Origin of the sequence: Fulvimarina pelagi HTCC2506 (assembly GCF_000153705.1) — a bacterium.
Lineage (GTDB): Bacteria > Pseudomonadota > Alphaproteobacteria > Rhizobiales > Rhizobiaceae > Fulvimarina > Fulvimarina pelagi.
This window is the reverse complement of the sequence record NZ_DS022272.1, coordinates 403023-425524: the sequence shown is the minus strand read 5'-3', so window position 1 is coordinate 425524 and position 22502 is coordinate 403023. Positions and strand designations below refer to the sequence as shown.

The following is a 22502-nucleotide window of genomic DNA, read 5'->3' as shown; positions in this document are numbered from 1 at the left end:
TCGCAGTCATCTGCCAATGAATCCACGTCTCATGAAACTGGCGCTCCGTGCGAAGCGCTTCACCGACTGGCTGGTCGCGAAGATCCTCTTCGCTCTTCTCATGATCGTACGTGTGCTGCCGCCAGAAACCGGACTGCGTCTCGCTGATCGCGTCGCGCGGACGCTCGGTCCCCTCACGCCACGCCACAAGCTCGCCGTCCACAATCTGAAGCGCGCGTTCCCAGAGAAGGACATAGCCTGGATCGAGGCGACGGCTCGCAGCAATTGGGGCCATATGGGCCGCATGGCCGCCGAGTTCGTATTCCTCGACGATCTCTTTGATTTCGACGACGCCCGTCCTGACGATGGGCGGATTGAGGTCGTGGGTATTTCAACCTTCATCGAACTCAGGAACAGAAAAGGACCCTTCATCTTTTTTACGGCCCATATGGGCTGTTTCGAACTCCTACCGATCGGCGCCGCGGCCTACGATCTGGAATTCACCGCCCTCTTCCGCCAGCCTAACAACCGATATGTCGCCGAGCGGGTACTCTCGGCTCGGCATACGGCGGGCGGGCACCTCGTTCCGTCCAAGACGGGGGCTACCTGGGCGCTCGCAGGTATCCTTAAGGGCGGAAGCTCGGTCGGCGTCCTCGTCGATCAGAAGTTCCGGCGGGGCGAGCCGACGACCTTTTTTGGCCTGCACTGCAAGACCAATCCACTTCTTCCGAAACTTGCCCGCCAATACGGCGCCGAAATCTATCCGGCACGATGCATCCGTATCGACAATTCGCGCTACCGGCTGGAACTTCATCCTCGCCTTGACTTACCACGCGGCACCGATGGCGAGATCGACATCGCTGCAAGCTGCCAGGCTCTCAACGACGTCGTCGAAGATTGGGTCCGCGAATATCCCGAGCAATGGATGTGGTTTCACGATCGCTGGGGCCAGAAGAAAAAGAAGAAGAAGAGGCCGCGCTGACGGTCCGCTTGGGCCATGCAGAGCCTATCGCGGGTTTCAGAAGCCGAGTGAGCGTGAACCGTCGATGCCTGGTGGCCGATCAAAGGAATCCTGCGCAACCGTACCGGCTTCCGCCGTGCCGAAATCGAGCGGCGTTTCACGCGCGCTTGATGCCCCGCGATCATACTGTGGTGGTCGAGTTTCAGGCCTAACCGCCTGCGCGTTGGGGGTGTTCGCCTCTGTCGCCGCTCCATCTTGCGCCTCGCTTGGACTTCCTTCCGGCTCGCTCGGCTTTTTAGCCTCCTCGGCACGGCGTTCGAGCCATCGGTAGAAGCGGGTCTCGCGTCGCAACCGGAGCGTCTCCTCCAAACGTTCCTGCATCGCCTCCACCCGCGCCTGCTCGCGCTCCAGCGCGCGCACCGCGAGATAATTTGCAAGAACGGAGTCGCTCCGCTCCAGCTTCGGCGAAGTCAGCGGTCCCCGAAGCGTGTAGCGAACCTCCGGCTGAGCCCCTTCAACCGTTTCGTCGCCAGGGTCGATCTCCAGCCGCAAGTTTGCGTCGAGACTGAAATCAGCGAGATCGAGCCGTCCGAAAACGGTCAGATCGCTCTCAGAAGCCGAGACCGTCACCGGCGGCAGGATCGCCTCGCCCGCCGTCACCGAATAGCCGCTGACGAGCCTTGGGACGGCGAAACTGCCATCCTCGGAAATTGCGTTGAAGACAGTCGTCGTGTCGTCGTCGACCGAGAAGCTCTCGGCATCTGCTGCGGCTAGGAGTGGCCGGAAGGGCTCGGAGGGAACGCTTGGAACTTCTAGTCCAACGACCGTTACTTCGCCCGCACCGGTCATGGCCGAGGCTAACCCCGCACCCGATTGGGCGGTCGAATCGAGCTTGGCGGTGACGGTGAGATCGGAATCGCCGCCAGCGGCCGCGAGCGCAGGTGCGATCTTCGAAAGGCGGAGTTCGTCGCTCCGGATGTCGGCGCTGATGCTGCCGAGCCCGTCGAGATTGCGCAGCGAGACGTCGCCAGCTATATCGCCGCCTTCAAGCCTACCCTTGATGCCGCCAAGCGAAAGCTCTCGAGCCGAACTCGAAAGACGCGCCGCGAAATCCTCGACCATCAGGCTACCTGCCTCGACCCGATCCGCCCTCACATCGATCGCGACCGGACGATCTGGCAGACGCGAAACGGTGAAAGGCTCGCTCGACCAGGGTCGAGCATCGTCACCAAGAGGGTTCACACCGTAGACCAGGCTCGCGAGCCACGGCAGTGAGATTCGGTCGGTCTGCAGCCGCCCGGTGACGCCGTTGACCTCGGAAAGCTCGAGATCGCCCTCGATCGCCTGGCCGCCGAGCGCGCCGGATAGATCGGAAACGTGCCAGATACCGGCCGAATAGCCTATACTTGCGACGAGATCGGACTCGAGGTCGATCAAAGTGTCTTCACTCAGGCCCGTCTCGATTCCGAACGCATCGATCCATGGCCCCAGGGACTGACTGAACAGGCGGACACTGGAATCCACGTCCTCGATTCCGTCATCGGTAAGGTCGAGGACGCTTTCAAGATCGCCGTCGGTCTGCGGGCTTCGAAGCGTCGCGCTAACGACCGCGGGCCCGCGCGCGGAGGCTGATATCGAGGTTTCGAGTTCCAGCGGTCCCTCAATCTCGTTCCCGCGTGTTTGTAAACCCAATTGCGTCAGGAGCGCAGACGGCTGGTTTGTCTCGAGGCGAAGATCGAGCCCAATACGGCCGCTCATTTCCAGTGCGCGAAATCCATTCTCGATCGCGGCCGAGAAATCGACCTCCGTCTGGTCGGCGGAACCATCGAAACGGAAAAGAAGCGTTGGCGAACCGGTGCCGCGCTCGATCGACTCGACCTCACCTGACAGCGCCAGCGGTCCGAGAGTGCTTGCCCTCGACTTCAGGATCTGAATGACCGGGGTGTCGGGGCGAAGGCGATCGAGAAATGCAAAAAACGTCTCGGGATCATCGGACTCGAGCGTAAGATCGATCCTGCCTTCAGCATCTGCCTCGAGCCCCCGGAACTGCCCGGTACCGGATAAGGAAGCTCCTGCAAGACCAATCACATCGAGCTTTGCGATAGCAAGCACCGTGTCGTCGTAGAGAAGATCGGCATCGACCCGGTCCGCCTCGATATCCTTGAAATGCACCGGCCCGGCATCGAGTGCAATGTCGTAGCGTGTAACGCTGGTGAGTGGCGTTTCCGAACCGGTGGCCATTGCGCCCAAAGCCCTCAGCGCATCGAGATCGGTTTCGCCGCCTGTCAGACGTGCCGTCAGGCGCCCGCCCTCGGTATTCGCAACCCTCTCGACGAAGCCAGTCAGGACATTTCCGTTGAGATCGAGTTCCAGATTACGGAAGGTCTGGCGGCCGGGACCGAGCGCCACTGTGCCCGACAGCCCGGCGCGATCAAGGTTTCGTACTACCGGATCGACGGTACCGGTCAGCCAGTCTGAAAGACCCGAAGGCTGGCGTGAGGCGATGAGCAGATCGCCGTTGAAACCAAGGACGGGTTCGAGTCTCACGATCCCGTCAGCCTCGACAAGCGTTCGACCGGGCAGTTCGGCGCGGAAGTCGTCGATCAGCCAACCATTCGACGCCGGCATCGCGTTGAAGGCCATGGTTCGAACCGTCGTGTCACCGAGCGTGACGACCGGGAGCGAGAGTTGGACGACACCGTCGATACCAGGCTTCGGAATGTCGCTCAGCACGTTCCGCACGACATCGAGCCGGTCGACGAGACTGCGATATTCCGTGCCCGCTTCCGAGGCGGGACCATCGGCGGTCTCGATCTCTTGTCCAAGTTCGTCGACGTCAAAGCTTTCGCCTTCAAGCGAGACATTAAATCCTAGTGCGCCGTTGCGCACGAATATTTCGCCGCTCCCTGTCAACACATAGGGCGTTTCGCCAATCTCTACCCTGAGTGCGTCGCTAACCGCACGGTCGGCGGTGATGCTGATCGAACCGCTCGCGCGCACCGATGGTGCATTTCCCCTCCCCGATTGGCCGGACGAACTTCGCGAGCCATCAATGCTTTGTTCTTCGTTGTTGTCACCCTGCAGGGTCGCGAAGACGCTCTCTGTTTCCTCGGTGTCGGAAATCTGCGTCGCTAGCGGCTGGCGATACGCCAGTCGTCCGTCAAAATGCGCTATCTCGTCCCCAGTAACGATGCGCCCATCGAGATCGATCGCAGCGGAATAGCGCTCACTGAGAAATGACATGCGCAACGGCGCGCTTCCGGTCTCGTCGCTTTTGCCGGCGTCGATTTCGAACCCGACCTCCCGGCCGGCGAGACGAAAGCCGCCGCTCCCTTCGAATGGCCCGGACAAGCTGTCGGCTGAAAAGTTGCCTTCGATCCCTGTAAGCCGCGACACTCCGGCATCGACCACATCGCTCTCATCGGGAAAGAGAATGGTACCGTTCGATATCACGACATCTTCGAGAACGATCTCCGCACTGCGCGGGATCGACGGCTTGGGCAGCGCTACGCCATCCTTGCCAATCCGTAGAACCGGATTGTTCAGCGCCATCGCGAAGATTCGAATTTCGCCGGAAAGATAAGGTGCAAGCTCCGCATTCATCCGGAACTCTTCGACCGTCAGGAACGGCGCGTCCTCGTCATCTCCGGCAACGCTCAGATCCTGAAACGTGACAGAGGGAAAGGGCAGCAGACGCGCTGTTGCCTCCCCTTCGACCCGCACCTCGCGTCCGAGAATACGGCTTGCCTCACGCTCGAAGTCGGACCGGTAGACCGACCAGTCGATGAAGAGCGGTGCCATCAGCGCAGCAAAAAGTGCGAGCACGAGGAGACCGCCGAAAAGAACGAAGGCTCTGACCAGCTTGACGCTCCTTTCCTGTCTCCTCGGTTGCGCCGCCTCCTCTAATCGATACCAAGGATGCGACTCTCAAAGCCATGATCGACCTTCTTCCTTGGGTCAATCGTGATCTGGCAACACCGGATCGAGGCGCAGCATAGGTCGAGGCCGCGACCGGGCTGCACTTTCTCGCGTTTTAAGAGCCTGCCGCCAGTTCGGCAGAGTTTCCTCATCCGCTGGTGCCGAATGCCTCACAGCATACAGAAAAGACGTGTCGAGCGGGAAGCAAAACGATCGACCCTCGATTGCCAACGAAATAGCAGAGTGCGAAGGATCGGGCGTCTGATCGGCATATTTACGAGTCCGTTTGAAGCTAGAACGCGCAAATCGTGGACAGCGAAAACGCTTGGAACGCAGTACCCTGACCGAGCGCCTTCGCCGTCTCGTTTCGTTTTAGATTGTGAGGGTTACTGTTCGGTTATCTGCTGAGGCCGAGGCGATTTTTTGTTGGCGTTTTCCTACTCACGCTAAACGGTCGGCATTCGCACGAAGCCGCGCAACGAAAGGCTCCATAGCGCTTGAGGGAAGTTCGCCAAAGCCCCTGAGGTAGGCGTTCGGTGCGAATTTCCCTTCCAGCACCGCAGCTTGGAAAGCAAGAAACGAGGCGCCGAGTTGAATCTGAAACGACACCCCGCCCTCGATGGCGGCGCCGATCTTCTCGACCACCGCCAAGCGCGTCTCGTCGCGTGCGAACGGTGAGTAGGTCCCGGTTTCCGCAAACAACTTCGGAACGCGCGCCGCCATCACGAATGGCGTAAGATGGCACATGGTCAAAACGTTGGAGAACGTTGCGACCGGATCAGCTGCGAGGCTAAAGGCTTCTGGCTCCTCCGACCCTTCATCGCAGAAGAAATCTACGCTCTCTTGGTCACGCATAAGAGGCAACTCCTTTCTCGAAGCGTTCTGAGCGAACGACTGAGGAACAATCGCGGCCCGAAGCACGTGGCAGAAGACCGCTGCCGTCCGCACAGTCTGCGACCTGAATTTCCGAAAGCGGACCGAAAACGATCCCACCCTATTGAAACGCGATGAACATACCACGGTATTTTGTGCACCGCACAATATAGGGGATCTTTACTACCGAAAACCCCGCTCGCTGAAAGCCACGATATTTCCGACGGCTTTAAAGCGCGACAAAGTCCCGCTTGGTCGGCGATTTGCCTTGGCATCACGAAAAGACTGTCATAATCTCTCGAAACCGTGAACGAAGGGAATGGTTCGCAACGTGGAATGGAACAAAGTCCTCGACGAAAAGAGACTACTTGCTCCGCAGTGTGCGCCTCTCCCGAAATCTTCCGAAAACTTCCCGACAACGTTTCTCAGGTGCAATCCATGAAGTTTCTACTCACTTCGACTGTCATCGTCGCAGGGCTCTTCGGCGCGGCTACTGCGGCGTCCGCGCAGGATAGCTGCGACATTACGATCTCCAATATGAACTGGGCTTCGGCCGAAGTGATGGCCGCGATCGACAAAATCATTCTGGAAGAGGGCTACGACTGCTCGGCATCGCTTTTACCGGGCGACACCATGCCGACCTTCGCCTCCATGACCGAGAAGCAGCAGCCCGACGTGGCGCCCGAGATGTGGGTGAACCAGTTCCGCGAGCAGATCGATTCGGCGGCGGAGGAAGGCACCGTTCAATTCGCCGCAGAGGTTCTCACTGATGGCGGCGAAGAAGGCTTCTGGATTCCTCAATATTTCGCTGAGGCCCACCCGGAGATCAAGACGGTCGCCGATGCGTTCGCCCATCCGGAGCTCTTCCCCTCGGCAGAGGATCCTTCAAAGGGTGCCTTCCACAACTGCCCGGCCGGCTGGGGCTGCCAGATCACGTCGGCCAATCTCTTCGATGCATTCGACGCGGAGGAGCAGGGTTTCGTTCTCGTCGACACAGGCTCGGCCGCTGGTCTCGACGGCTCGATCGCCAAAGCGTTCCAGAACGAGGAACCCTGGTTCGGTTACTACTGGGCACCGACGGCCGTCCTCGGAAAATATCCAATGGTAAAGCTTGACTTCGGCGTCGAACACGATCCTGAAGAATGGCAGAACTGCACGACCGTGGCCGACTGCGAAGACCCGCAGAAGAATGCCTGGACCAAGTCCGAAGTCTACACGATAGTCACTCCCGCCGTCGCCGAGATGGGTAATGGTGTAACCGAATATTTCAACACACGCTCCTGGAGCAACGACGTCGTCAACAAGCTGCTCGCTTGGAAGGACGACAACCAGGCGACCGGCGAGGACACCGCCTACTACTTCCTGGAAAACAGCGAGAATGTCTGGTCTGAGTGGGTCTCTCCGGAGGCTGCCGAAAAGATCAAGGCAGCGCTCTGAACCGCAGTGCGCGGTCGGCGCCACCTCGTTGCCCTCGGGATCGGCGAGCTAGACGCATGGCCGCGGCTCTTCGCCGGCAGCTTTTCAGGCTGCCGGCGTTTTCTTGCTCAATTCACAGAACGGTGGACGCCCGATGAAAATCACCGCCCTCCGACCGGCTGCAGGAGACCTGACACTTGGAATGGCTGACTGAATTTCCTCAGATCCCCGGCCGGGAATTGCGCCAGCTTGCTCGCTCCATCGATCAGCAATATCGCGCGTTCTCGCGTGCATGGGGCGAATCGATCGAGAATTTTTTCCGTCCTCTCCTCGATTTCCTGCTCTGGTTTGAGGACGTCCTCATTTCCACGCCGTGGTTCATCATCATTGCGGTGCTGACGGCTGTTGTCTGGTTCGCCAGCCGTTCGAAGACGATCACGGCAGGCACGATGATTGCGCTCGTCCTCATCGGCCTCTTCGGAATGTGGGAGCCAACGATGCAGACGCTCTCGATCATCGTGGTCTGCACGCTTTTGTCGATCCTCATCGGTATGCCGATCGGCATCCTGATGTCCCGGTCTGACAAGCTACAAGCTATCGTAAACCCGATTCTAGACGTCATGCAGACCATGCCGTCCTTCGTCTATCTCATCCCCATCGTCATGCTGCTAGGCATCGGCTTGATACCCGGCCTTATCGTGGTCGTGATCTATGCGATGCCGCCGATCATCCGTCTGACGAATCTCGGCATTCGGCTCGTCGACAAGGAGGTGCTGGAGGCCGCCAACGCCTTCGGTTCGTCCAGCTGGCAGAAGCTGGTGCAGGTGCAGCTCCCCTTGTCGTTACCGACCATCATGGCGGGCATCAACCAGACGATCATGATGGCGCTCGCCATGGTCGTCGTCGCCTCGCTCATCGGCGTGAGAGGTCTGGGCCAGCCGGTCCTCCAAGCGATCACCAACCAGTATTTTACGCAAGGGGTACTCAACGGCATGGCAATCGTTGCTATCGCCATCATCTTCGACCGAGCCAGCCAGGCCTACGGCAAGCGTCTCCAGCGCCATCGGGAGGCTGCCCATGGATAAGTCCGCGATCTCAGTCCGCAATCTCTACAAGATCTTCGGGCCAAACGATCGGGAACTCGTTGAGCAGGTGAAGAAGGGGATGTCGAAGACAGACCTCCTCGCAGAGCACAACCACGTGCTCGGCCTCAAGGACATCAATCTCGACATGCCGGCTGGTGGGATCCAGGTGGTGATGGGCCTTTCAGGATCGGGGAAATCGACCCTCATCCGCCATCTCAACCGGTTGATCGAGCCCTCGGCCGGAGAGGTCTATGTTGGCGACGACGACGTTCTCAGGATGTCCGCCAAGGATCTTCGCGAGTTTCGCCGACACCGAATTTCGATGGTGTTCCAACGCTTCGGTCTTCTGCCGCACAAGACGGTCATCGACAACGTCGCCTACGGCCTTGCAGTCATGGGGAAATCCGCCAGAGAACAGCGCGAGGGGGCCATGGGTTGGATTGAGCGGGTCGGCCTTGCAGGTTTCGAAGAGAACTACCCTGCGCAGCTCTCCGGCGGCATGCAGCAGCGCGTTGGCCTCGCCCGGGCACTTGCCACCGACGCAGACATTCTCCTCATGGACGAGGCCTTCTCGGCCCTCGATCCGCTGATCCGAACGGACATGCAGGGTGTTCTCCTCGACCTCCAGAAGGACCTCCACAAGACTATCGTCTTCATCACCCACGATCTCGACGAAGCCCTGAGGCTGGGCGAGAAGATCGCGATCTTGAGGGACGGCGAAATCATCCAGCAGGGCACGGCCCAGGAGATCGTCCTGAAGCCCGCCGACGACTACATCGAATCCTTCGTGAAGGAGGTGAACCGCGGCCGGGTAGTGCAGGTCGAGACCATCATGGAACCGGCGCCGGAGGGCGCGAACACCATCGGCCTCACCGTCGAGAAAGGTTCGATCATCGAAACGGCCGCCCGGCTGATGAGCGAAGCGGATGTCACCAGCGCCATCGTCACCCAAAACGGCACACCTATCGGCCGCGTCACCATGCGGCAGATCATGGCGGCCGTTGCGACGCCGAATCTCAAGGAGGCGTTGGCGGCATAGTCGGGATCAAGTAGCGAGATCGATCCAAAAGTTATCAGGTTTGCGCGCAATTATTTGATTCTGCACCTGGCAAAAGCCGCCACTCGTCGGTGATAGTTTCGCGGATACAGGCCGTAAGCAGGTCTGGCCGTTCCTGGAGACCGATCGATGGGTAAGCGCATCAAGCTCTATTTCAATCCGCGCAGCCGCGCGGTAACCGCTCGCTGGATGCTGGAAGAGGTCGGCGCCGAATATGAGCTCGAAACGATCGACTTCGAAAAGGGCGACCAGCGGTCCGAGGCATTCCTGAAGCTCAATCCGATGGGAAAGATTCCGACACTGGTTCTCGGGGATGGGACCGTCCTCGCCGAGACGCCTGCGATCGTGATGCATCTCGCCGATCTCTATCTCGAAGCGGAATTAGCTGCACCGCTCGGAACCCCCGAACGGGCATCCACCTATCGCTGGCTCTTCTTCGGCGCCGGATGCTTCGAGCCCGCGCTCACGATCGAACTGATTGCAAAACTGAAGGAGCCTCTGCCGTCAAGCAGCGTCGGCTGGGGTGACTGGCAAAGCGTTCTGAAAACGCTTGAGAGCACGTTGGCGGAATCCAACTACCTTACCGGCGAAAAGCCGACGGCCGCAGACATCTACATCGGCGCACAACTCATCTGGGCACGCATGTTCGGTGCGCCTGGAATCGCCGACAACCCCGTCCTTTCCCGCTTCGCAGATAGAATGGCCGCGCGGCCTGCTCATCACCGAGCGTTCGCAACCGACTGAGCTGTCGCGTCTCTTCTATCGAACTGGATCGGACGTCTCACGCCTGGCAGCGAATTCCTGATCGCGACGCGTCCGCTTCTGAAACTCTCGCCAAGAAAATGGGATCGAGCAGAAATAGAGAAATGCCGTCACGGTCAGCGTTTCCCAGAAGAAGCTGATCAGGGTTGCGACATAGAGAACCGCGACAAGGATGATGGGGATCGCATAGGTTCGCGGGATGCGCAGGCCCGCCCCCTTGCCCGACCATGTGGGAATGCGGCTCGACATCAACAGCCCGACGAAGACGAGATAGACCGCCGAGACGCCAGCCGTGAATTCCGGCACGCCAAGATCGGGTCCGATGAAGCCGACATACATCGGCAAAAGGGCAAGTCCTGCACCTGCGGGCGCCGGCACACCGACGAAGAAGGCACCGTGCCATTTGGGCCGCTTCGGGTCGTCGAGCATGGTGTTGAACCGGGCCAGGCGCAGCGCACATCCGGAAGTGTAGAGCAGCGCGCAGATCCAGCCGAACGACCCCGCCTCGTTCAGGACATAGCTGTAGAGAACAAGGCCTGGCGCTAAGCCGAAATTGACGATGTCAGCAAGTGAATCCATCTCGGCGCCAAACCGGCTCTGGCCCTTCAGCAGCCGGGCGATACGACCGTCGATCCCATCGAGAAAGGCCGCGCCGAGGATCATTGCGACGGCAAGTTCGTAACGTCCCTCGAAGGCGAGACGCACGCCAGTCATACCGGCACAGATTGCAAGGATCGTAACGAGATTCGGCACGATCTGGCGGATCGGCAACCTGCGGCGCGATTTGCCGTTGTCGTCGTCCGGCTCGCCCGGCGCGAATGGCGGAAAGAAATCTTCAAGCGACATCAGCCCCGCCTCACTTCGTATGGCGAAAGCATCTCACCGAATTCGGCGAGCACAGTCTCGCCGGCAAGCGCGCGTTGGCCTTCGGAAACCCGCGGCACGAAGCCAGGCGGGCAGTAGATATCGAGCCGCGAGCCGAAGCGGATCAAACCAAACCGTTCGCCGGTCTGAAGCCCGTCGCCCGTTTTCGACCAACAGATGATCCGACGTGCGACGAGACCGGCGATCTGGGCGACGCCCACCGGCCCGCGCACGCTGTCAATGACCAGCGAATTGCGTTCGTTCACCTCGCTCGCCTTGTCGAGTTCGGCATTCTTGAACGAGCCCTTCTGATAAACGATCTGCCGGATCGGCCCCGCGACGGGCGCGCGATTCACATGGCAATCGAAGACATTCATGAAGACCGAAATGCGCAGCATCGGTTCCTCGCCGAGGTCGAGTTCCTGCGGCGGTACGATGGACCCGACAAGCGAGACGTGACCGTCAGCCGGACTGACCACGAGGTCGTCCGAGACTGGTGTCACACGTTCGGGATCGCGGAAGAAATAGGCGCACCAGGCCGTCAGAACGAGACCGATCCAGAAGAGCGGTTCCCATAGAAGGCCCAGAATGATCGAGGCGAAGAAGAAGCCGGCAATGAATGGCCACCCCGCCCGGTGGATCGGAACGAGGGCATTTCTGATAGAGTCGATGATGTGCAAAGCGCAGTGGCCTATCGGTTCGTGAGTTGCGTTCGGCGCAAACATAAGTCGCGGTCATCACTTATGCAGCCCATTTGCGAACTGGAAGCCATGTGCACGCCTCTCGTTGGAGGGCATGCAAGCATGTAGGCTTTGCCATGGGAAACGTGGCGCGCCTCAGACTCCGCAGACCGTTCGCAGCCCAACTTGTCGAGTCGCTGCCGAATGGATAAGACAAAAGTCAAGAGCCATTCCGCGTTTATAGTAAAATTAGTCTCAAAAGATCATGAAACGTAAAGTTCTCGGTATCATCGTCGCATTCTTCATGATCATCGGCGCAATCGTAGCCGGTTACTGGGACATGCTGGTAAGCGAACGGGCCGAGTTGCGCAGCATCGCGCAAAAGGCATTCGATCGCTTCACCACCAGCGACGACGCGAGCGATCCGGCAGCGACCGGGAGCGGCCGCAATACAGGCAATGGCAGCCAGGTTGTTGCAAGTGCGGAAAACGTTGACGAGTTCTCGGAAAACGAGGGCACGAGCGCGGCAAGCACGTCGTCTCAGTCAAGCGAGATGGGTGCCGAGAACGAGAACCTAATATCGCAGACCGCGGCCGACGAAGTTGTAGACGTCGCAAGCGATACGGCGACCCTCGAGACCGACACCAGACCCACCTCAAGCGTCAAGACGGAGCCGTCGACGAGCCAGGTCGATGAAGATACCGCGGCGAATTACGAGGAAACGGGGGTTTCTCTCGGACGGTCGGCTGAGGGAATGGAGGTTGCCGAGGCCAAATCGGATACTTTGTCCGACAATCAACAAACGCCGAGCGCAGACGCCACCGGGACCTTATTCGGTACACGCGCCGTCTCGGGTAGCGAAACCGCCGATCAAGACGTCATCATGTTTCCTCGCACGCCGAGCGATGGCGACGAGCGGCCGGCCGTTTCGAGCGATCGCCTACAATTTGACGTGCTTCGGGTCGAGCCCGACGGCTCGATGGTCGTTGCCGGGAGGGGCCCGTCGAATAGCACGATCTACCTCGAAGAAGGCGGCAAGCGCATCGGCTCGGACCAGTCCGGCCCGGGAGGCGACTTCGTCGTGATTCTCTCTCAGGGTCTTGCGACGGGCGCACACGCAATCAAGCTCGTTGCCGAGACAGAGGGTGGCGACCGAGCAGTCTCGGAAGAAACGGCTATCGTCGACGTGCCAGACCGCGGCGAAGAGAACCAACTGCTGGCGCTCGTCGAATCGCCCGACGCGCCTGCCCGCCTGATCGACATTCCCGCCGGTGAGAACGCCGCCGCTGGCAGCGATAGGAGTACTGACCGCACCGGGTCTAGATCATCCGAACGGCAGCCCAATGAGACGGCCACAAACAATGGGGGTTCACAAGACCAGACTACATCCGATGCTTCATCACCGGCGATCGATGACACCGGTGAGGCAGCTCAAAATTCCGGTTCTTCGACTGGCGAATTGCTCATCGCCGAGACATCCAACGCATCAGACGGCGAACCTACCGACGTAGTTCTCCTTCCCCTCGACAAATCTACTTCAGCGCCGGCGGCGTCCGACCTTGCGTCGGACGCCCTGCGCGTGGAAGCCATCGAGATCGAAGGCGACCGTATCTTCGTCGCCGGTGCTGCCCCTGGCGGCGCCAATGTGCGTATCTATCTCGATAACGAACTCCTCGCCGAGTCACGATCGAGCGGCGCAGGTCGCTTCCTCATCGATGCATCGAGCAAAATATCCGTCGGAGATCACACCGTTCGCGTCGATCAGTTGGACGTTGGCGGCGAAGTCGAAGCCCGGGTCGCCGTGCCGTTCAGCCGCCCGGATGCCGGGGCGATGTCGGCCATTTCGCCATCACTCCAGCTCTCCAACAGCACCAACAAATCCGCGAGTCTCGCAGATGCGGACGGATTGACATCGCGACGGCAGGCTTCGGATGGCTCAGCTTCGCTCGGAACACTTGTGGAAGAGCAGCCAGTGCAATCGACTGAATCCGCAGCGCGTGACCCAGTTTCGACCTCCTCAACCCCTTCTCCGGAGAAAAAAGGCGATCGAAGCAGTACGACGGATGCGTATGGAGGCGAACCGGAAATCTCGTCGGACCTGTCGCGCAATCTCTCGGCGAAAAGCGAAGGGTCAAACGCCGCGCTACTGACCGGAGGTGACGGACCCGAGAATATCGCTTCTGAAACCTTTGCGTCGATCGATCCAAGCGAAGGGGTTTCGCCACTCGGCTCAGACGAACGTGTGCAAGGCACGAATATCGAGCGTCCGGCCTCAACGACGCGCGATACGTCCCAATCAAATGCTTCGCAGGATGTCGCCGCGGTAGAATCTTCGCCCGCCGCCAATGCATCTGCTGCAGAGACCACTCCGCAAAGCGAAAACGAAACTGGTACCGGCGAGCCGAAGGATTACTCGGTACCGACGCGTATCCAGGCACCGCTCGAAACGCAGACCGGTCGTGTTCTCATCCGGAAGGGCGACACGCTTTGGCAAATCTCTCGGGAGAACTACGGCCAAGGCACCCGCTACACAGTGATCTATCTTGCCAACGGGGACCAGATCCGCGACCCCAACCTCATCTATCCCGGCCAGATTTTCCAGATGCCGCCGAAGTCGACGGCCGAAGTCTCGCCGTCATCCGAGACCGTTGAATAGTCGAAGTCCTTTAGCCCGCATTTCGGTCATACGGATGGATTGACCCTAACCGTGGAAGGGTCCACTTGGAGGCATTCTAAAGTTGAGGCGCCCCGCGCCTCTCTAAGCCCGAAGAAAAACCTGCATCCGAACCGCCGAGCAGCCTTTTGTCCTCCGAAACACGAACCGTTTCAGGCGATAGCGGCAAGACGCTGTCGACCATCCGGAACCTTTGGCCATTCATGTGGCCGGACGATCGGCCCGACCTGAAACGCCGGGTGGTCGTCGCAGGCGTGTTCCTTGTCGCCGCCAAGTTGCTAACTGTCGGTGTTCCATACTTCTACAAATGGGCGACCGACGCGCTCGACGGCACCAATACGGCCTACGATTGGTTGCCGATCATCCTTGCGGGCGCGATCACCCTAGTCGTCGCCTACAACGTCGCGCGGGTAATCTCGGTCGGCCTCAACCAAGCGCGCGACGCGCTGTTCGCCAGCGTCGGGCAATATGCCGTTCGGCGTCTCGCCTACCGCACCTTCGTCCACATGCATCGGCTGTCGCTGCGCTTCCATCTGGAGCGGCGCACCGGTGGTATGTCCCGCATCATCGAGCGCGGGACGAAGGGCATAGAGTCGATCGTCCGCTACACGATCCTCAACACGCTGCCGACGATTCTGGAATTCGCGCTGGTCGCACTCATCTTCGGCTTTGCCTATGGACTGGCTTACATTGCCGTCATCGCCGTCACGATCGGCCTCTATGCATGGTTCACGATCAAGGCCAGCGACTGGCGCATCGCAATCCGCCGGAAGATGAACGACTCCGATACCGAGGCGAACACCAAGGCGATCGATTCCCTCCTCAACTTCGAGACCGTCAAATATTTCGGCAACGAAGCCATGGAGGCCCGCCGCTTCGACGAATCCATGGCGAAATACGAGGTCGCTGCCACCCGCATTTGGACCTCGCTCGGCTGGCTGAACTTCGGCCAGGGCGTGATCTTTGGGCTCGGCATGGGCGCCGTAATGGTTATGTCGGCGTTGGAAGTGAGGGCCGGCACGCAGACGCTAGGCGATTTCGTCTTCATCAACGCCATGCTGATGCAGCTCTCGATCCCCCTGAACTTCATCGGCTCGATCTATCGCGAAATCCGACAAGGCCTGACGGACATCGAGGCCATGTTCGACTTGCTGGCCGTCAAAGCCGAAGTCGAGGACCGGCCGAACGCGCTTCCACTGACGGTATCGGAAGGAACGATCCGTTTCGAGAACGTGCGCTTTGGCTACGATCCGGACCGCGAAATTCTCAAGGGAGTTTCCTTCGAGGTGCCCGCCGGTAAGTCGATCGCCATCGTCGGACCCTCCGGGGCGGGAAAATCCACCATTTCCCGGCTTCTGTTCCGTTTCTACGATATCGGCTCCGGCCGCATCACAATCGATGGTCAGGATATTTCGCACGTGACGCAGGAAAGCGTGCGCGCGGCCATTGGCATCGTTCCCCAGGACACGGTCCTGTTCAACGATACGATCGCCTACAATATTCGCTACGGTCGGACGAATGCATCCGAGACGGAAGTCCATCGCGCCGCTGATCTCGCTCAAATCGGCGATTTCATCCGATCGCTGCCTGCCGGCTTCAAGTCGATGGTCGGAGAGCGCGGGCTGAAGCTTTCCGGCGGCGAGAAGCAGCGCGTCGCGGTGGCGCGGACGATACTCAAAGCCCCACCGATCCTGGTCCTCGACGAAGCGACAAGTGCGCTCGACACCCATACGGAAAAAGACATCCAGTCCGCCCTCGACCTCGTCTCGAAAGACCGCACGACACTGACCATTGCACACCGGCTCTCGACCGTGATCGGTGCGGATGAAATCATTGTCCTCAAGGCCGGCGAAATCGTCGAGCGCGGCAGCCACCGCGAACTTCTCGGCATGGACGGTCTCTACGCCGAGATGTGGACCATGCAGCGCGAGGCGACCGAAGCCGAGGAGGCGCTCCGACGCGCGCGCGAGGCCGACGAGATGGGAGTGATTGAAAGACGGCCTGCACGTGTGGGGGCATCCTGACGCGGTCACATACGCATAGGCGCAATCGCAGACCGTTGCGGCAGGCGGGCTACCGGGCTATCGAGAGACCGCAATAGACCGGAGCGGTACGGAGGCCGGCCATCGCTCCGTTCGCAATGGATACAAGGAGCTCGAAAGACCAGTGCCGCAGCGGCTCAACATCGCCGATCCAGATTTCGAGTCACGCTTTTCGGCGTTGATCGAGGGCAAGCGGGACGCCTCGACGAATGTCAGCGACCGGGTTCGCGGGATCATAGCGGACGTACGCGAGCGCGGCGACGCCGCTCTTCTGGAACTCACCAAGAAGTTCGATCATCTCGATGTCGATAGCGCTGAGGCCCTCCGGATCGACGCAGCGGAGATCAAGGCTGCCTGGACGAACACGCACGAAACGACGAAAGAGGCGCTTCGCACCGCCCACGATCGTATCCGCTCCCATCATGAGCGCCAGCGACCGCGCGATGATCGATACACTGACAGCCTCGGCGTCGAACTCGGCAGCCGTTGGACCCCGGTAGAAACAGTCGGGCTCTATGTGCCGGGCGGCACAGCGAGCTACCCATCTTCTGTGCTGATGAATGCGGTGCCGGCCAAGGTGGCGGGCGTGAAACGCATCGTCATGGTCGCCCCGGCCAAGGAAGGCGTCCTCAATCCGTTGGTGCTCGCAGCCGCCCATCTCGCCGGCATCGACGAAATCTATCGAATTGGCGGCGCGCAGGCCGTAGCAGCGCTTGCTTACGGCACGAAAACGATCGAGCCAGTGGTCAAAATCGTCGGGCCCGGAAATGCCTATGTTGCCGAAGCCAAGCGCCAGGTCTTCGGGCGCGTCGGCATCGATATGATCGCCGGACCCTCGGAAATTCTCGTCATCGCCGATGGCGATAACGAACCCGCCTGGATCGCCGCCGATCTTTTGAGCCAGGCAGAGCACGATACAGCCGCGCAGTCGATCCTCATCACGGACGATGCCAGTTTCGCCAGTCGAGTAGAGACCGAGCTAGAGTACCAACTCCAGAACCTCTCCCGAACTGCGGTCGCGAGGGCGAGCTGGGAGGACAACGGGGCGGTCATCACTGTCGGCTCGCTGATCAACGACGCACCAGTGCTCGCCGATCGGATCGCAGCCGAACATCTGGAGATCGCGATGGAGGAGCCCGAGGCAGTCTCGGAGCGCATTTCGAATGCCGGCGCGATCTTCCTCGGGCGCTATACCCCGGAGGTCATCGGCGACTATGTCGGTGGATCGAACCACGTCCTCCCGACCTCGCGCTCGGCGCGGTTCTCCTCCGGTCTCTCGGTCCTCGACTTCGTAAAACGGACATCGATTCTGAAGCTCGGGCCGGAGCAGCTGAGAGCCCTAGCCCCCGCGGCGATGGAACTTGCGCGGATCGAGAGCCTTGATGCCCACGGCCGTTCGGTTGGAATCCGCGTGAACCTATCGGGGCGAGAAAGCGATAATGGCTGACGACAACCATGGGCGGCTGATCGATGTCGAACTCGACGAGAGCATAGGGCGCACGACGCCCGACATCGAACACGAGCGAAACGTCGCGATCTTCGATCTGATCGAGGAAAATCGGTTCGATCCAATCGGCGCTCCGAACGGGGGCAAGTTCAAGCTCAAGCTGTCCATCGTCGACAAGCGCCTGGTCTTCGACATTCGCAGCGAGAACGAAGAACAGCTCGTTACTCACATTCTGTCGCTCACCCCGTTTCGAAAGGTGATCAAAGACTACTTCATGATCTGCGACAGCTACTATGAAGCGATCCGGACTTCGACGCCGCAGCAGATCGAGGCCATCGACATGGGCCGCCGGGGCATCCACAATGATGGGTCGGAAACCCTGCGCGAACGCCTCGCGGGCAAAATTGAGGTTGATAAGGACACCGCCCGTCGTCTCTTCACCTTGATATGCGCCCTACAGCGGCGGGCCTAAGCCTTTGAAGTTCGCGTCGCATCTCGAATGCTCCCCTTCCCGCTTGGCTACGACATGCGCGGGGAGCTAGCCATGTCGGATTTTGCTGCCGAGCGCGTCACCTCGGTGCTCTTCATGTGCGGATTGAATTCGATCCGCTCGCCGATGGGTGCAGCGATCGCTTCGCGAGTCCTTCCGCGCGGGACCTATATCGCCTCTGCTGGCGTCCGCGCCGGTGAGCGCGACCCCTTCGTCGACGTGGTTCTGGAGGAGAACGGGCTTAACCTCGGCGGCCACCAGCCGCACCTGTTCGAAGATCTTGAAGACGGGTATTTCGACCTCGTCATCACGATGGCACCGGAGGCCCACCATCTCGCACTCGACACTATGGGGGCAACCTATTCGGACGTTGAGTTCTGGCCAATGCCCGATCCTTCGATCACTTCAGGAACACGGCAGCAGATCCTCGACGCCTATCGCGATCTCTACCGCCGCATAGAGAAACGCCTGATCGAACGATTTAGCTGACCTGCATCTCTATCGACCGCACTTGCCCCTCGAATCATAAAGCCGTGAGAGCACAATAGCCGCGGTCGTCGCGACGTTCAGACTGTCGACATCAGACTCCATCGCGATGCGAAGGCCGTGGAGGCGATCGAGTATATTCTCCGGCAGTCCCGGTCCCTCCGCCCCGACGACCAAGGCCAGACGCTCCGTCGGTTCCAAATCATCGAGGGAATGTTCGCCCTTTGGCGTCAGGGCGATCGGCCGATAGCCGGCGGCTTCAGCAGCCGCAATCAGATCATCGGCATTTCCCGAGCGGCACCAATCTGCGGTGAGGACGGTCCCGACCGAAACACGCAGAGCCTTGCGATACAGCGGATTGCAGCTAGTGTCATCGAGCAGGACACCGCCCACGCCGAATGCTCGAGCGTTGCGAAACAGCGCACCGATATTGTCGTGGTTGGCGATGCCGATGGCAATGAGCACTGGACCGTAGCCCGCCATGGCATTGTCGAGAACTTCGGTAACCGATCGCTCCGGCTGGGTATCAATGCCATGGGCGAGGACACCCCGATGCATCGGAAATCCCGCTATTTGGTCGATGACCGCGCGTTCAGACACATAGATCGGGCAGTCGGCTGGCAGGTGGGAGAGCCGGTCGGCAATGGAACTGAGGCGGTTGCGCAATACAAGAACCGAGCTCGGCCGAAATCGCTCGCTGAGGGCAAGTTGATCCAGCACCACCGTGCCTTCTGCGATAAATCCGTGCCGGCCGGTCAAGTCCCGTTCGCGAATGTCGCGATAGGCCACGATGCGCGGATCGTCCGGATCGGTGATGGCCACCACGGACCGGCCCGCATGTGCAAGGTTCCTCTCATCCATGCCGCCGGTCTACCGGAGTTTCCCGACCGAGCAAACGACGTTGCTAAGGCTTCAAATTCAAATCCCGATCAGGCGCTAAGCGTCTCCGGTTCCTTGTGCTTCCTCACATCGACGTGCCGGGCCGTCGGCACGCTCGGGCCTTCAAGCTTAGTCGCCTGTACGAAGATCTCGGCACACGCGTCCCACGTGAAATCGGACGCCCGCGCCAGCGCATCGCTGCGGTTGAGTTCGAGCGCTTTCAGGCATGCCGTTTTGAGGTCTTTGGAGATGCTGCCTGCCTGCGAGTCATCGAGAACGTCGAGCGGTCCAGGTTCAGCAAAAGCCGCGAAAGGGGTCCCGCAGGCGATCGCTTCCAGCAGCACAATACCGAAAGTGTCGGTCAGCGAGGGAAAAACGAAGACGTCCGCCGAAGCATAGTACCGCGCAAGCGCCTCGCCGGTCTGCAGCCCCGCGAAATGGACGTTTGGATAGCGCGCCATCAACTCGGCCCGACTCGGCCCGTCGCCGACTACGAGCTTGGAACCAGGGAGGTCGAGATCCAGAAAGGCCTCGATGTTCTTTTCTGGCGCGAGCCGCGAAACGGTGACGAAGAGTGGCTTCGGCAGTTCGAGCGGCAGCGGCGGATAGGGTCTGAAGACTTGGTGATCGACCCCGCGCGTCCAGGTGACGAGATCGCGGAAACCCCGTTCCTCCAGTTGCTGCTTCATCACGTTTGTTGGAACCAGGCAGGCTGCAGATGGGGCATGGAAACGCCGGAGCCACGCGTAAGACCAATTCTGCGGCACAGGGGCACGGGCCCGCAGATATTCCGGAAACCGCGTGTGGAAACTTGTCGTGAAGGGGAGCCCTTCGGCAAGGCAGGCGCGGCGCATGGCGCTGCCAACCGGTCCCTCTGTAGCGATATGGATATTGGTAGGCTCGAACGCCGTGATCCGAGCTGCCGCTTTGTTCGTTGTGGCGAGCGCCACCCGGATATCCGGATAGGTCGGGCAGGGAAAAGTCCGGAAATCGGCTGGCGACAGGATACTTGTTGCATGCCCCCGCCGCTCCAGAGCATCCTTCAAATGGGCCAGCGTACGCACGACGCCGTTCACCTGCGGTTCCCAGGCGTCCGTCGCGAAGAGATAGCGCCCCATCAAGCCGCCTCCCCTTCGCTTCGTTCGTCGAACCGCTGCCGCATCGGAAGGCGGTGGACGCTGGCGGCCTCGTGCTCCTTACGCAAAACCTCGGCGAAGCGGATCAATTCGAGCGTGCCGTCGAAATGCTCTGCAACGGCAGTGCAACTCTCCACCCAGTCGCCAGTGTTGATGTATTGGATGTCGCTCACGGTCTTTAGTTCCGCGTGGTGTATGTGGCCGCAGATAATGCCGTCGCAGTTGTGTCGCTCTGCTTCCGAGGAGAGCGCTTCTTCGAAGGCGCCGATGAAACTGACGGCGTTCTTCACCTTCAGCTTCGCCCAGGACGAAAAAGACCAGTACGGAAATCCAAGCCGCCGACGAATGCGGTTGAAAACACCGTTGATCGCAATCGCCGCGTCGTAGGCCCAATCGCCGAGATAAGCGACGAGCCGCCAGTTCTTGACGACAATGTCGAACTCATCGCCGTGTATGACGAGCAACCGCCGACCGTCGGCCGTGGTGTGGACGTCGTTCTGGCGAACCTCGACACCGCCGAAATGCTGGCCCGGAAAGCTTCTCAGAAATTCGTCGTGGTTGCCAGGCACATAGACGATCCGCGCGCCCTTGCGCGCCTTTCGCAAAAGCTTCTGAACCACGTCGTTATGAGCTTGTGGCCAGTGCCACGTGCGTTTCAGCCGCCAGCCGTCGACGATATCGCCAACTAGATACCACGTCTCGGCGTCGTGCCGCCGCATGAAGTCAATGAACATCTCCGCCCGGGCCGCCTTCGAGCCAAGGTGAATGTCAGAGACGAAAAGGGTTCGGAAACGTCGGGGTTCGCTCGATGAAGCCATGCCGCAATGCATCCTCGTTGTGCAACCGTGACACATCCGGTCTGCGCGCCTTCGATAACAGCCGTGTGACGCAAAGAGCCTTCTTCTATGGAGAGTATGCAACAGCGGCAGGCAATCAGGTCGACTTCAAGTCTGGGGACGGCTCTGCGAACGCGATCGATGCGGCGTTGGCATCCGCGGACGACGGCTCTATCCTTCGCCACCAAAAGAACAGGGACTGGGGAACGGAAACATGGCATCCAGCGGCGACAGCGAACGCCTTTCTGAAGGCGACCTCGATCAGCAAGCGATCTTCTATCACCGCAATCCGAAGCCTGGGAAACTCGCCATTCAGGCGACGAAACCACTTGGCAACCAACGCGATCTGGCGCTGGCCTATTCCCCAGGCGTCGCCGCGCCGTGCCGGGAAATCGCCGAAGACCCGCACAAGGCAGCGGACTATACCAGCCGCAGCAATCTCGTCGCCGTGATCTCCAACGGCACCGCCGTTCTCGGTCTTGGCGATATCGGCCCTCTCGCCTCGAAACCGGTGATGGAAGGCAAAGCCGTTCTCTTTAAAAAATTCGCCGATATCGATGTCTTCGATATCGAGATCGACGCCAGAGAAATCGACCACGTCTGCGACGTGGTGGCCGCACTCGAACCCACTTTCGGGGGCATCAATCTAGAAGACATAAAGGCGCCCGAATGCTTCGAGATCGAAGCGCGCCTGCGCCAGCGTATGAAGATCCCCGTCTTTCACGATGACCAACACGGCACGGCGATCATAGTCTCTGCTGCCGTGCGTAATGCGTTACGGCTTTCGGGCAAGAAGTTGGGCGAAGTGAAGATCGTCGCCTCCGGCGCAGGCGCTGCCTCCCTGGCCTGTCTCAATCTGCTGATCGAATGCGGCGCAAAGCGCGAAAACATCCTCGTCACGGATCGCGATGGCGTCG

At 60.1% G+C, this 22502-nt stretch carries 17 protein-coding genes and 1 pseudogene; 11 read left to right on the top strand and 7 right to left on the bottom strand.

What is annotated here, in order from left to right:
• Positions 1–16: 16 nt before the first annotated feature.
• The gene (locus tag FP2506_RS01980; RefSeq protein ID WP_007065690.1) at positions 17–961 is read left to right on the top strand and encodes a lipid A biosynthesis lauroyl acyltransferase; all 945 of its coding nucleotides are present in this window, start codon (positions 17–19) and stop codon (positions 959–961) included.
• A 36-nt stretch (positions 962–997) separates the two neighbouring features.
• Here FP2506_RS01980 and FP2506_RS01975 read toward each other — a convergent pair whose 3' ends face one another.
• On the bottom strand, positions 998–4801 hold the full coding sequence (locus tag FP2506_RS01975) for an AsmA family protein (protein ID WP_274533411.1): 3804 nt from the start codon (positions 4799–4801) through the stop codon (positions 998–1000).
• A gap of 498 nt (positions 4802–5299) precedes the next feature.
• Positions 5300–5713 (bottom strand): hypothetical protein, encoded by a 414-nt coding sequence (locus FP2506_RS01970; RefSeq protein WP_007065688.1) that lies wholly within the window; start codon positions 5711–5713, stop codon positions 5300–5302.
• Between the two features lie 456 nt (positions 5714–6169).
• On the opposite strand from FP2506_RS01970, the gene FP2506_RS01965 reads away from it, so the two are divergent.
• The 4 genes from FP2506_RS01965 to FP2506_RS01950 all read left to right on the top strand — a co-directional run bounded on the left by FP2506_RS01965 (position 6170) and on the right by FP2506_RS01950 (position 10033).
• Positions 6170–7168, top strand: coding sequence for an ABC transporter substrate-binding protein (locus tag FP2506_RS01965; protein ID WP_007065687.1), 999 nt, complete (start codon positions 6170–6172; stop codon positions 7166–7168).
• 176 nt (positions 7169–7344) lie between these two features.
• Positions 7345–8232 carry an ABC transporter permease gene (locus FP2506_RS01960; RefSeq protein WP_040488840.1) on the top strand — a complete coding sequence of 296 codons (888 nt, stop codon included), beginning with the start codon at positions 7345–7347 and terminating at the stop codon, positions 8230–8232.
• The gene (locus FP2506_RS01955; protein WP_007065685.1) at positions 8225–9271 is read left to right on the top strand and encodes a quaternary amine ABC transporter ATP-binding protein; all 1047 of its coding nucleotides are present in this window, start codon (positions 8225–8227) and stop codon (positions 9269–9271) included. Before FP2506_RS01960 ends, FP2506_RS01955 begins: the two co-directional genes overlap by 8 nt.
• Before the next feature lie 147 nt (positions 9272–9418).
• Positions 9419–10033: a glutathione S-transferase family protein gene (locus FP2506_RS01950; RefSeq protein ID WP_007065684.1), complete on the top strand. Its 615-nt coding sequence runs from the start codon at positions 9419–9421 to the stop codon at positions 10031–10033.
• 15 nt (positions 10034–10048) lie between these two features.
• Here the strand turns inward: FP2506_RS01950 and FP2506_RS01945 are convergent, their stop codons facing one another.
• The gene (locus FP2506_RS01945; RefSeq protein WP_007065683.1) at positions 10049–10897 is read right to left on the bottom strand and encodes a CDP-alcohol phosphatidyltransferase family protein; all 849 of its coding nucleotides are present in this window, start codon (positions 10895–10897) and stop codon (positions 10049–10051) included.
• Positions 10897–11595, bottom strand: coding sequence for a phosphatidylserine decarboxylase (locus tag FP2506_RS01940; protein ID WP_040489302.1), 699 nt, complete (start codon positions 11593–11595; stop codon positions 10897–10899). Before FP2506_RS01940 ends, FP2506_RS01945 begins: the two co-directional genes overlap by 1 nt.
• Before the next feature lie 265 nt (positions 11596–11860).
• Between FP2506_RS01940 and FP2506_RS01935 the strand changes: the two genes are divergently transcribed.
• The 5 genes from FP2506_RS01935 (at position 11861) to FP2506_RS01915 (ending at position 18737) form a co-directional block, all read left to right on the top strand.
• Complete coding sequence (locus FP2506_RS01935) at positions 11861–14251, top strand: LysM peptidoglycan-binding domain-containing protein (RefSeq protein WP_007065681.1); 2391 nt, start codon at positions 11861–11863, stop codon at positions 14249–14251.
• 146 nt (positions 14252–14397) lie between these two features.
• Entirely contained in the window at positions 14398–16293 is a 1896-nt protein-coding gene (locus FP2506_RS01930; RefSeq protein WP_007065680.1) for an ABCB family ABC transporter ATP-binding protein/permease, read from the top strand.
• A 142-nt stretch (positions 16294–16435) separates the two neighbouring features.
• Positions 16436–17758 carry a histidinol dehydrogenase gene (gene hisD / locus FP2506_RS01925; protein ID WP_007065679.1) on the top strand — a complete coding sequence of 441 codons (1323 nt, stop codon included), beginning with the start codon at positions 16436–16438 and terminating at the stop codon, positions 17756–17758.
• Positions 17751–18230, top strand: a complete 480-nt coding sequence (locus tag FP2506_RS01920; protein WP_007065678.1) for a UPF0262 family protein — start codon at positions 17751–17753, stop codon at positions 18228–18230. Before hisD ends, FP2506_RS01920 begins: the two co-directional genes overlap by 8 nt.
• A gap of 72 nt (positions 18231–18302) precedes the next feature.
• Positions 18303–18737 (top strand): arsenate-mycothiol transferase ArsC, encoded by a 435-nt coding sequence (locus FP2506_RS01915; protein ID WP_148227440.1) that lies wholly within the window; start codon positions 18303–18305, stop codon positions 18735–18737.
• Positions 18738–18746: 9 nt separating this feature from the next.
• Here the strand turns inward: FP2506_RS01915 and FP2506_RS01910 are convergent, their stop codons facing one another.
• The 3 genes from FP2506_RS01910 to FP2506_RS01900 form a co-directional block, all read right to left on the bottom strand.
• On the bottom strand, positions 18747–19595 hold the full coding sequence (locus FP2506_RS01910; RefSeq protein ID WP_007065676.1) for a TrmH family RNA methyltransferase: 849 nt from the start codon (positions 19593–19595) through the stop codon (positions 18747–18749).
• Positions 19596–19663: 68 nt separating this feature from the next.
• Positions 19664–20731 (bottom strand): glycosyltransferase family 4 protein, encoded by a 1068-nt coding sequence (locus FP2506_RS01905; protein ID WP_007065675.1) that lies wholly within the window; start codon positions 20729–20731, stop codon positions 19664–19666.
• Positions 20731–21567: a UDP-2,3-diacylglucosamine diphosphatase gene (locus FP2506_RS01900; RefSeq protein WP_148227439.1), complete on the bottom strand. Its 837-nt coding sequence runs from the start codon at positions 21565–21567 to the stop codon at positions 20731–20733. Before FP2506_RS01900 ends, FP2506_RS01905 begins: the two co-directional genes overlap by 1 nt.
• Positions 21568–21799: 232 nt before the next feature.
• Between FP2506_RS01900 and FP2506_RS01895 the strand changes: the two are divergent.
• Positions 21800–22502: pseudogene (locus FP2506_RS01895) on the top strand (NADP-dependent malic enzyme); the annotation flags it as partial.

Coding starts and splice junctions, on each gene's coding strand:
- FP2506_RS01980 (WP_007065690.1), top strand. CDS start 17: ATGAATCCACGTCTCATGAAACTGGCGCTCCGTGCGAAGCGCTTCACC.
- FP2506_RS01970 (WP_007065688.1), bottom strand. CDS start 5,713: ATGCGTGACCAAGAGAGCGTAGATTTCTTCTGCGATGAAGGGTCGGAG.
- FP2506_RS01965 (WP_007065687.1), top strand. CDS start 6,170: ATGAAGTTTCTACTCACTTCGACTGTCATCGTCGCAGGGCTCTTCGGC.
- FP2506_RS01955 (WP_007065685.1), top strand. CDS start 8,225: ATGGATAAGTCCGCGATCTCAGTCCGCAATCTCTACAAGATCTTCGGG.
- FP2506_RS01950 (WP_007065684.1), top strand. CDS start 9,419: ATGGGTAAGCGCATCAAGCTCTATTTCAATCCGCGCAGCCGCGCGGTA.
- FP2506_RS01945 (WP_007065683.1), bottom strand. CDS start 10,897: ATGTCGCTTGAAGATTTCTTTCCGCCATTCGCGCCGGGCGAGCCGGAC.
- FP2506_RS01935 (WP_007065681.1), top strand. CDS start 11,861: ATGAAACGTAAAGTTCTCGGTATCATCGTCGCATTCTTCATGATCATC.
- FP2506_RS01920 (WP_007065678.1), top strand. CDS start 17,751: ATGGCTGACGACAACCATGGGCGGCTGATCGATGTCGAACTCGACGAG.
- FP2506_RS01915 (WP_148227440.1), top strand. CDS start 18,303: ATGTCGGATTTTGCTGCCGAGCGCGTCACCTCGGTGCTCTTCATGTGC.
- FP2506_RS01910 (WP_007065676.1), bottom strand. CDS start 19,595: ATGGATGAGAGGAACCTTGCACATGCGGGCCGGTCCGTGGTGGCCATC.
- FP2506_RS01905 (WP_007065675.1), bottom strand. CDS start 20,731: ATGGGGCGCTATCTCTTCGCGACGGACGCCTGGGAACCGCAGGTGAAC.
- FP2506_RS01900 (WP_148227439.1), bottom strand. CDS start 21,567: ATGGCTTCATCGAGCGAACCCCGACGTTTCCGAACCCTTTTCGTCTCT.